1 protein-coding gene is annotated in these 11,833 nt (G+C 75.5%); it reads left to right on the top strand.

The annotated features are described in order from the left end of the window. The first annotated feature begins 3 nt into the window (after positions 1 to 3). Entirely contained in the window at positions 4 to 11,796 is an 11,793-nt protein-coding gene (locus ACFV0O_RS15915; RefSeq protein WP_380341582.1) for an SDR family NAD(P)-dependent oxidoreductase, read from the top strand. The last annotated feature ends 37 nt before the right edge of the window (positions 11,797 to 11,833 follow it).

The following is an 11,833-nucleotide window of genomic DNA, read 5'->3' as shown; positions in this document are numbered from 1 at the left end:
CCGATGGTGAACGACGACAAGCTGAGGGACTACCTCAAGCGGGTGACGGCGGATCTGCACCACACCCGCCGGCGCCTGACCGAGGCCGAGGAAGCGGGCCGCGAACCGATCGCGGTCGTCGCGATGAGCTGCCGCTACCCCGGCGGCGTACGGTCCCCCGAGGACCTGTGGCGCCTGGTCACCGACGGCACCGATGCCATCGCCGGCTTCCCCGGCGACCGGGGCTGGGACCTGGACCACCTGGACGACCCGGAACAACTGCGCGAGGGCACCAGCCACACCGCCCTGGGCGGCTTCCTCGACGACGTCGGGCACTTCGACCCCGGATTCTTCGGGATCTCCCCGCGCGAAGCGCTCGCGATGGACCCACAGCAGCGGCTCCTCCTGGAGACCACCTGGGAGGCGTTCGAACGGGCCGGCATCGATCCCGCGACCCTGCGGGGCAGCAGGACCGGCGTCTTCGCCGGGGTGATGTACCAGGACTACGCGGTACGGCTGCGCCAGGTACCCGACGACGTGGCCGGCTACGTCGGCAGCGGCAGCTCCGACAGCGTCGCCTCGGGCCGCGTCGCCTACACCTTCGGTCTGGAGGGCCCGGCGGTCAGCATCGACACCGCCTGCTCCTCCTCGCTGGTCGCCATCCACCTCGCCGCCCAGGCCCTGCGGGCCGGCGACTGCACCCTGGCCCTGGCCGGGGGCGCGATGGTCATGTCGACACCCGTCCCGTTCGTGGAGATGAGCCGCCAGGGCGGCCTGGCCCGGGACGGCCGCTGCAAGTCCTTCGCCGCCGCCGCCGACGGCACCGGCTGGGGCGAGGGCGTCGGCATGCTCCTCCTGGAGCGCCTCTCCGACGCCCGGCGCAACGGCCACCCGGTCCTCGCCCTGATCCGCGGCACCGCCGTCAACCAGGACGGCGCCAGCAGCAGGCTCACCGCCCCCAACGGCCCCGCCCAGCAGCGCGTCATCCGCCACGCCCTGGCCAACGCCGGACTCACCCCCGCCGACGTGGACGTGGTCGAGGCGCACGGCACCGGCACCCCGCTGGGCGACCCGATCGAGGCCCAGGCCCTGCTGGCCACCTACGGGCAGGACCGCGCGGACGGGCAGCCGCTGCTGCTCGGCTCGCTGAAGTCCAACATCGGGCACACCCAGGCGGCGGCCGGCGTCGGCGGCGTCATCAAGACCGTCCTCGCCATGCGGCACGGCACCGTCCCGCCCACCCTGCACGCGCAGGACCCGTCCCCGCAGATCGACTGGACCGCGGGCGCGGTACGCCTGGTCACCGCGAACACCCCCTGGCCCGAGACCGGACGGCCCCGCCGGGCCGCGGTGTCCTCCTTCGGCGTCAGCGGCACCAACGGACACGTCGTCCTGGAACAGGCGGACGAACCCGTCCCGGAACAGGCCGACGAACCCGCCGCCCCCGCCGTCCTCCCCTGGGTGCTCTCCGGACGCACCGCCGAAGCGCTGCGCGCCCAGGCCGCACGGCTCCGCGACCACCTCGACGCCCACCCCGGCCCCGGCCCGGCCGAGGTCGGCCACGCCCTCGCGACGACCCGCGCCGCGCACGAGCACCGGGCGGTCCTGATCGGCGCCCACCCCGACGAGTTCCGGGCCGGCCTCGACGCCCTGGCTGCCGGCCGCACCGTCCCCGGCCTGGTCCTCGGCACCGCCGGAACCGGCGGCGAAGTCGCCCTGGTGTTCCCCGGACAGGGCTCCCAATGGGCCGGCATGGCCGTCGAACTCCTCGACTCCGCCCCCGTCTTCGCCGCCCGCATCGCGGACTGCGAACGCGCCCTGACCCCCTTCGTCGACTGGTCCCTGGAAGCCGTCCTGCGCGGCGCCCCCGGCACCCCGCCGGCCGACCGCGTCGACGTGGTGCAGCCGGCGCTGTGGGCCGTCATGGTCTCCCTGGCCGAACTGTGGCGCTCCCACGGCATCACCCCCGGCGCGGTCATCGGCCACTCCCAGGGCGAGATCGCCGCCGCCGTGGTGGCGGGAGCGCTGAGCCTGGAGGACGGGGCGAAGGTCGTCGCCCTGCGCAGCCGCGCCATCCGGGCACTGTCCGGCCGCGGCGGCATGGCCTCGGTGGCGCTGCCCGCCGAACAGGTCGCCGAACACCTCGCCCCCTGGGCCGGCCGGCTCTCCGTCGCCGCCGTCAACGGACCCGCCTCCACCGTGATCTCCGGCGACACCGACGCGCTCGACGCGTTCCTCGACCGGACGACGGCCCTGGACATCCGCAGTCGGCGCATCCCCGTCGACTACGCCTCGCACAGCGCCCACGTCGAGGACATCCGCACCGAACTGCTCGCCCGGCTCGACGGACTGACCCCCCGCCCGTCCGCCATCCCCTTCTACTCCACCCTCAGCGGCGGCCTGCTGGAGGACACCACCGCTCTGGATGCCGACTACTGGTACCGCAACCTCCGCGGGACCGTCCGCTTCGAACAGGCGACCCGCGCCCTGCTCGCCGACGGCTACCACGTCCTCCTGGAGAGCAGCCCGCACCCCGTCCTCACCGTCGGAGCCCTGGAGACCGCCGAGGACGCGGGCGCCGACGCCACCGCCGTGGGCACCCTGCGCCGCGACGAGGGCGGCCCGCGCCGGTTCACCGAGTCCCTGGCCGAACTCCACCTGCGCGGAGTCTCCCCGGACTGGGACACCGTCTTCGCCGACCGCCGCCCCGGACGGGTGGAACTGCCCACCTACGCCTTCCAGCGCGACCCGTACTGGCTGGAGGACGGCGCCGCACCCGTCGCCGACGTCACCTCCGCCGGACTGACCCCCGCGGACCATCCGCTCCTGGGCGCCGTCGTGGTCCTCGCCGACGGCGACGGTCTGCTCCTCACCGGCCGCCTGTCGGCCCGCACCCACCCGTGGCTCGCCGACCACGCCGTCGGCGGCCGGGCACTGCTCCCGGGCACCGCCTTCCTGGAACTCGCGCTCCAGGCCGGAGCCCGCGTCGGCTGCCCCCGGGTCGAGGAATTCACCCTCGAAGCCCCCCTGGTGCTGCCCGAACACGGCGGCACCGTGCTGCGCCTCACCGTGGGTGCCCCCGACTCCCTGGGCCACCGCCCGCTCAGCCTGCACTCCCGGCCGGACACACCCGCCGACGGCGACCTCGACGGCGCCCTCGACGACGAGTGGACCAGGCACGCCGAAGGCGTCCTGGCCCAGGGTGGCGCGGAAGGCGCCGAGGCCGACGGGCCGATGCCCTGGCCGCCGCCCGGCGCCGAACCCCTCGCCCTCGACGGTCTGTACGACCGCTTCGCGGCGGGCGGATTCGCCTACGGTCCCGCCTTCCAGGGCCTGCACGCGGCCTGGCAGCGCGGCGACGAGTTGTTCGCGGAGGCCGTCGTGCCCGCCGGGCTCGCACCCGACGCCGCCCGCTTCGGCCTGCACCCGGCCCTGCTGGACGCGGCCCTGCACGCCACCGGCGTGCCGGGCACCCCTGGCGCGGACGCCCACCCCGAGGGACGGCTGCCGTTCTCCTGGAGCGGCGTGACCCTGCATGCCGCCGGTGCCGACGCAATCCGCATCCGGCTCGCCCCGGCCGGACCCGACGCGGTGACGCTCGCCGTCGCCGACGCGACCGGCGCCCCCGTCGCGACCGTGGACGCGCTGGTCCTGCGGCCCGCGGGCACCGTCGGCCTCGGCACCGACCGCGCCCCCCACGGCCGCCACCACCAGGACCTCTACGCGACGGAGTGGGTCACCGCACGCCCGCGCGGCAGTGCCGCACCGGTCCACCGAACCGCGGATCTGGCCACGCTGGTGGCCGCTGTCGACGCCGGAGCCCCGGTGCCCGAAACGGTCCTGCTCGCCTGCGCGGAGCCCGCGGCCACGGCCGGACCGGCCGCGGCCGTCCGCGCGGCCGTCCACCAGGCCCTCGCCGACGTCCGGACCTGGCTCGCCGACGACCGCTTCGCCGGCTCGCGCCTGGTGTTCGCCACCCGGGGCGCGGTCGGCGCCGGGGAGGGGGAGGACGTACGCAATCCCGCGCACAGCGCGCTCTGGGGCCTGGTCCGCTCGGCCCGGTCCGAACACCCCGGGCGCTTCGCCCTGCTCGACCTCGACGCCGACGACGAGCACGGCACCTCCGCGGGCGTCGCCGCGGCCCTCGCCTCGGGAGAACCGCAGTCCGCGGTCCGCGGCGACGACGTCCGCGTACCCCGGCTGGTCCGAGTCCTCAGGAACGACCCGGACCTCTCGGACGACGCGGCAGGGCCCCTCCGGGCCTTCGACCCGGACGGCACGGTCCTCATCACCGGCGGCACCGGCCTGCTCGGCTCCCATGTCGCCCGCCGCCTGGTCACCGGGCACGGCGTCCGGCACCTGCTGCTGCTCTCCCGCGGCGGCCCGGCCGCTGGCGGAGCCGAAGAACTGCGGGCCGAACTCGCCGCGCTGGGAGCCGAGACCGCCATCGTCGCCTGTGACGCCGCCGACCGGGTCGCCCTGGCCGCCGTACTCGCGGACCTGCCGCCCGCGCACCCGCTGGCCGCCGTGGTCCACACCGCGGGCACCCTCGACGACGGCGTCGTCACCGCACTCACCCCCGAACGGGTGGACGCCGTGCTGCGCCCCAAGGTCGACGCCGCCCTCCACCTGCACGAACTGACCCGCGACCTCGACCTCACGCACTTCGTGCTCTTCTCCTCGGCCGCGGGCACCTTCGGCGGCCCCGGACAGGCCAACTACGCCGCCGCCAACGCCTTCCTCGACGCCCTGGCCACTCAGCGCCGGGCGGCAGGGCTGGCCGGCCAGTCCCTGGCCTGGACCCTGTGGGAGCAGCCCAGTGCCCTCACCGGACACCTGGACGAGGACGACGTACGACGCCTCGCCCGGTCCGGGATGCCGCCACTCTCCACCGAGCGAGGACTCGCGCTCCTCGACACCGCCCTCACCGTGGACCGGGCCGCCCTGGTCCCGATGCGCCTCGACGCCGCGGCCCTGCGGTCCGCGGCGGCGGACGGCACCCTGCCGCCGCTGCTGCGCGGCCTGGTGCGCACACCGCCGCGCCGGGCGGCCACGGCCGCGGAGGCGAGGGCCGACGACAACGCCCTGCGCCGGCGCCTCGCGGCCCTCGACGGCACCGGACGGACCCGGCTGCTCGTCGAACTCGTCCGCACCCACGCGGCAGCAGTCCTCGGCCACGCCTCCCCGGACACCGTCGACGCCGGACGGGCCTTCCGCGAACTGGGATTCGACTCGCTGGCCTCGGTGGAACTGCGCAACCGCCTGAACGCCGCCACCGGCCTGCGGCTCCCCGCCAGCCTGGTGTTCGACCACCCGACCCCGGCGGCGCTCGCGGACTTCCTGGGCACCGGGCTCACGGACCCGGAAACGGCCGCCGCCGCCCTGCCCGCCGTACCCGCGGGGCGGGCCGACCGGAACCGGGACGCGGACGACGACCGGATCGCGATCGTCGCCGCGGCCTGCCGCCTCCCCGGCGGCGTCCGCTCACCCGAGGACCTGTGGCGGATGCTGTCCGAGGGCCGCGACGGCGTCTCCGGGTTCCCCACCGACCGCGGTTGGGACGTCGAAGCCCTCTACGACCCCGATCCCGACCGCATCGGCACCTCCATCACCCGCGACGGCGGCTTCCTGTACGACGCCGCCGACTTCGACGCGGAGTTCTTCGGCATCTCGCCGCGCGAGGCCCTGGCCATGGACCCGCAGCAGCGGCTGCTGCTGGAGACCACCTGGGAACTCTTCGAGCGCGCGGCCATCGACCCGGCCGCCCTGCGCGGCGCCCCCGTCGGCACGTACGTCGGCCTGATGCAGCAGGACTACGCCGCCCGGCTGCTGCCCTACATCCCCGAGGACGTCGAAGGATTCCTCGGCACCGGCAACTCGGGCAGCATCGTCTCCGGACGCCTGGCCTACTTCTTCGGCTTGGAAGGCCCCGCGGTCACCGTCGACACGGCGTGCTCGTCCTCGCTGGTGGCCCTGCACCTCGCGGTACGGGCGCTGCGGTCCGGCGAATGCTCGCTGGCACTCGCCGGCGGGGTCAACGTGATGTGCAGCCCCGAACTGTTCGTCGAGTTCAGCCGACAGGGCGGACTCGCCCCGGACGGCCGCTGCAAGTCCTTCGCCGCGGCGGCCGACGGCACCGCTTTCGGCGAGGGCGTCGGCATGCTGCTGGTGGAGCGCCTGTCGGACGCGCGGCGCAACGGGCATCCGGTGCTGGCGGTGATCCGTGGCTCGGCGGTGAACCAGGACGGTGCGAGCAACGGCCTGACGGCGCCGAACGGCCCGTCGCAGCAGCGGGTGATCCGGGCGGCGCTCGCGGACGCGAGGCTGCCGGCGTCCGCGGTGGACGTGGTGGAGGCGCACGGCACGGGGACGCGGCTGGGCGACCCGATCGAGGCGCAGGCCCTGCTGGCCACGTACGGGCAGGACCGTCCGGCGGACCGTCCGGTGTGGATCGGCTCGCTGAAGTCCAACATCGGCCACGCCTCGGCTGCCGCCGGTGTGGCGGGGGTCATCAAGTCGGTGCTCGCCCTGCGGCACGGCGTGATGCCCAAGACACTGCACGTGGACGGCCCGACGCCCGAGGTGGACTGGTCCGCGGGAGCCGGCCGACTGCTGACGGAGGCCCGTACGTGGGACGACACGGGCCGCCCGCGGCGGGCCGGCGTGTCCTCCTTCGGCGTCAGCGGCACCAATGCCCACATCATCCTCGAACAGGCCCCGGACGACCCGACAGCTTCCGCGGACACGCTCGTCGACCAGCCCGGGACACCGGAGACCGCACCCGCCGCCGTCCCCCTGCTCCTCTCGGCGCGCACTCCGGAGGCGCTGCGCGCCCAGGCCGCCGCGCTGTCGGCCCGGATCGGCGACGGTTCGGGCGTCCGCGCCACGGACGTGGCCTTCTCCCTGGCCACGGGCCGCAGCGCGCTGGCACACCGCGCGGTGCTGGTGGGCACGGAGGAGAACCTCGCCGAGCACCTGACCGCGCTGTCGCAGGGCGCTGCGGTGGCCGGCGGCGGGTTGGTTTCCGGTCGTTCGGTGTTGGTGTTCCCGGGTCAGGGTTCGCAGTGGGTGGGGATGGCTGCGGAGTTGTTGGCCGAATCGGCTGTGTTCGCGGGGCGGATGGCGGAGTGCGAGCGTGCGCTGGCGCCTTATGTGGATTGGTCGTTGGCGGAGGCGTTGGGTTCGGAGCGGTTGCTCGCCCGGGTCGATGTGGTGCAGCCGGTGTTGTGGGCGGTGATGGTGTCGCTGGCGGAGGTGTGGCGTTCGTTCGGTGTGGTTCCGGACGCGGTGGTGGGCCATTCCCAGGGTGAGGTCGCGGCGGCGTGTGTGGCGGGTGGTCTGAGTCTGGAGGACGGGGCGCGGGTGGTGGCGTTGCGTTCCCGTGCGGTGGGTGCGTTGGCGGGCCGTGGCGGGATGGCGTCGGTGCCTCTTCCGGTGGAGGCGGTGCGGGAACGCGTGGGCCGGTTGTCGGTGGCGGCGGTGAACGGTCCGTCGTCGACGGTGGTGTCGGGTGACGCGGACGCGGTGGCGGCACTGGTCGAGGCCTTGGTCGGGGAGGGGGTGCGGGCGCGTCTGATCGAGGTCGACTACGCGTCGCACTCCGTGCATGTGGAGGAGGTCCGTGAGCGGTTGTTGTCCGATCTGGCCGGGATCGTTCCTGTCTCGGGTTCGGTGCCGTTCTTCTCGACGGTGACGGGCGGTTGGTTGGACACGGAGGTCCTGGACGCCGAGTACTGGTACCGGAATCTGCGGGAGACGGTGGAGTTCGGGCGGGCCACTGCGGCGTTGCTGGGGGAGGGCTTCCGGTTCTTCGTCGAGTCCGGTCCGCATGCGGTGCTGGGTGTGGCGGTGGGGGAGTCGGTGGAGGCCGCGGGTGTGGATGCGGTGGTGTTGGGGACGTTGCGTCGTGGGGAGGGCGGTCTGGCGCAGGTGTTGCGTGCGGTGGGCCGCGGGTGGGAGCGCGGGTTGGGGGTGGACTGGTCGGGTGCGTTCCCGGAGGGCCGGCGGGTGGACCTGCCGACGTACGCCTTCCAGCGCAGCCGCTACTGGCTCGACGTTCCGACCACGAGCTGGGACGTCGCCTCGGCGGGGCTCGCCACGACCGGGCACCCGCTGCTCGGCGCGGCGACGCAGGTCGCGGACTCCGATGAGCTGCTGCTCAGCGGCCGGATCTCGCTGCGTACTCACCCCTGGCTCGCCGACCACGCGGTGTCGGGCGTCGTCCTCTTCCCCGGCACGGCGTTTCTCGAACTCGCGATGCGCGCCGGGGCCGAGGCGGACTGCCCGGTGGTCGAGGAACTCACCCTCGGATCGGCGCTCGTGCTCCCGGAGGAGGGAGCCGTCCACCTACAGCTCCGGGTCGCCGCACCCGACGGCGACGGTCGGCGCAGGCTCGGCGTGTTCGCCCGTACGGCACGGGACGCCGACGCGCCCTGGACCGAGCACGCCACCGGCACCCTGGTACCCCGGCCCGCCGGGGACCCGGCCGGAGCCCCGGCCGGTCTGCTGAGCTGGCCGCCGTCCGGTGCCGAACCCGTGGACACCGGCGACCTCTACGAGCGCTTCGCCGAGGCCGGCTACCACTACGGCCCCGCCTTCCGCGGCATCGGTGCCGCGTGGCTCCGCGGCGGCGAGGTGTTCGCCGAGGTGGTGCTGCCGGAGCCGCAGCACGCCGACGCGGCCGGATGCGTGCTGCACCCCGCGCTGCTGGACGCGGCCCTCCAGATCGCCGCACTGCTGCCCGACCAGGACGGCCGGGCCCGGCTGCCCTTCAGCTGGAACGGCGTGACCAGCGGGATCACCGGGGCCACCACGCTGCGCGTGCGGCTCGCCACCGACGCGCCGGACACCGTGACCCTGCACGCCCACGACCTGTCCGGACGGCAGGTGCTCGGCGTGGAGGCCCTGCTGCTGCGGCCTCCGGCCGCCGGCGGGCCGCTCTCCGCGACCGCCCACGCCGACCTGCTGTACCGCCTCGACTGGACCCCGGCCACCGACCCGGCCGACACCGCCGTGCCCACCTGGGCCGCCCTCGGCGGTGCCGTCCCCGGCGCGGTGTCATGGCAGGACATCGACGCCCTGGGGGCCGCTCTCGAAGCGGGCGCCGCCCTCCCCGAGGTGATCGTGGCGGCCGTCGCCACCGCCGACCTGCCCCACCCCGCCGACCGGGTCCGCGCCACCGCACACCAGGGCCTCGCCCTCGTACAGCAGTGGCTGGCCGACGAGCGGTTCGCTGCGGCCAGGTTGGCCCTGCTCACCAGGGACGCGGTCCGTACCGGACCGGTCGACCGTCCCGTCGATCCCGCCCAGGCCGCCCTGTGGGGCCTGGTGCGCAGCGCGCGGGCCGAGCACCCCGGGCGCTTCGTCCTCATCGACGCGGCCGGGACCGGCGAGCCGGCGGACGCCCTGCCTGCGGCGCTCGCCGCCGGGGAACCCGAGCTGGCGCTGCGGACCGGCCCGCCGCTGCTGCCGCGGCTGGTCCGCGGCGGACGGCCGGACGGCACGCTGTCCCTGCCGGACGGCGCCGCCTGGCGGCTCACCACCGACGGCCGGGGCTCCGTGGAGGACATCGTGGCGGAGCCCGCTCCGGCGGCCCTCGCCCCGCTGGGCAAGGGTGAGGTACGGATCGCGGTGCGCGCCGCCGGGCTGAACTTCCACGACGTCATCGCCGCGCTCGGCCTGGACCCCGACCCCGAACAGCAGGGCCTGGGCAGCGAGGGCGCAGGAACCGTCATCGAGGTGGGCCCGGGTGTGGACGACCTGGTACCCGGGGACCGGGTGATGGGGATCTTCGGGGGCGCGTTCGGCCCGACCGCCGTCGCCGACCGCCGTACCGTCGCCCGGATGCCGGCGGGCTGGTCCTTCGCCCGCGCCGCATCCGTGCCGGTGGTGTTCCTCACCGCCTACTACGGTCTGTTCGATCTCGGCGGACTGCGGCGCGGGGAATCGGTCCTGGTCCACGCCGCGGCCGGCGGTGTCGGCATGGCGGCGGTGCAACTCGCCCGGCACGCCGGTGCGCGGGTGTTCGCGACCGCCTCTCCCGCCAAGTGGGACGTCCTGCGGGCCGGCGGACTGGACGCCGCGCACATCGCCTCGACCCGTACCACCGACTTCGCCGAGACGTTCCTGACGGCCACCGGCGGGCGGGGCGTCGACGTCGTACTCGACAGCCTGGCGCGGGAGTTCGTCGACGCCGGTCTGCGGCTGCTGTCGAACGGCGGCCGGTTCGTGGAGATGGGCAAGACCGACGTCCGCGACCCCGAGACGGTCGCCCGGCAGCACCCCGGGGTGCGCTACCGGGCGTTCGACCTGATGGAGGCCGGTCCGGAGCGCATCGGCGAGATGCTCGCCGACGTCCTGGACCTGTTCCGGCAGGGAGTGCTGCGTCCTCTGCCCGTCACCGGCTGGGACGTCCGGCAGGCCCCGGCCGCCCTGCGCTCGCTCAGCCAGGCCCGGGGCACCGGCAAGAACGTCCTGCTGCTGCCGGCTCCGCCGGACCCCGAAGGGACTGTCCTGGTCACCGGGGCCACCGGCACCCTGGGACGGCTCCTGGCCCGGCACCTGGTCGTCGCGCACGGCACCCGGCACCTGCTGCTGGCGGGCCGCCGGGGTGGATCCGCCGACGGAATGCCGGAGCTGGTACGGGAACTGACCGGGCTCGGGGCGTCGGTGACCGTCGCAGCCTGCGACGTCGCCGACCGCGCCGCGCTCGCCGCCCTGCTCGGGTCGGTGCCCGCCGCGCACCCGCTCACCGCCGTCGTCCACGCGGCCGGTGTCCTGGACGACGCCACGATCGCGGGGCTGACACCGGACCGGCTCGACCGCGTCCTGCGGCCCAAGGCGGACGCGGCGCTGGCCCTGCACGAACTCACCCGGGACCTCGACCTCGCGGCGCTGGTCCTGTTCTCCTCGGGCGCCGCCCAGTTCGGCGCGGCCGGGCAGGCGAACTACGCCGCCGCCAACGCGGTCCTCGACGCCCTCGCCGCCGAACGCCGGGCCGAGGGGCTGCCCGGCCTGTCCATCGGCTGGGGCCTGTGGGAGGAGCGCAGCGGGATGACCGCCGCGGTCACCGCGGGCCGGGGCGTCGGGGCGGGCGCGCTGACCTCGGCGGAGGGCCTCGCCCTGTTCGACGCGGCACTGGACTCCCCGTACGCCTACCGGCTCGCGGCCAGGATCGCCCCGTCCGTGCTGCGGGCGGACGACCGACTGCCCGCTGTGCTCCGCGGCCTGGTCCGCCCCGCCCGTACCGGTTCCGCCTCCGCTGCGGCGCCGGCCCGCTCGATGGCGCGGCAGCTCGCCGAGCTGCCCGAGGCCGAGCTGTACCGGACCCTGCTCGACCTGGTGCGCGGCAACGCCGCGGCGGTGCTCGGCCACACTTCGCCGAACCTGATCCGCCCGGCCCGCCCGTTCAAGGACGTCGGCTTCGACTCCCTCACCGGGGTCGAACTGCGCAACCGGCTGGTGTCCTCGACCGGGCTGCGGCTGCCGGCCGCGCTCGTCTTCGACCACCCCACCCCGGAGGCACTGGCACGCCACCTCGCCGAGCGGGCCACCGCCGCCCGCCCGACGGGCGACGCGGCGGTCCGGGCCGGGCTCGACACCCTGGAGACCCTGCTCGACGCCCTGCCGCCGGACGGCGTCAGCGACGAACTCGCCGCCCGGATACGGGACGTGCTGTCCCGCCCGCTGCCCGGCGGGACACCGGCCACCACCGCCCGCCCCACGGGCGACGCGGACGACCTTGCCCCCGACCTGATCGAGGCGGCCAGCGACGACGAGGTGTTCGACTACATCGACCGGCAGTTGGGATCCGCATGACCAGGGCACCGGTCCGCGGACCCCGCGCACCCCGCGC

It is taken from the genome of Kitasatospora sp. NPDC059577 (assembly GCF_042735475.1).
Classification (GTDB): Bacteria; Actinomycetota; Actinomycetes; order Streptomycetales; family Streptomycetaceae; genus Kitasatospora.
This window is presented reverse-complemented; position numbering and strand designations above follow the sequence as displayed.

Bases quoted from the DNA above. Each gene is read 5' to 3' on its own strand.
- ACFV0O_RS15915 (WP_380341582.1), top strand. From the start codon at position 4: ATGGTGAACGACGACAAGCTGAGGGACTACCTCAAGCGGGTGACGGCG.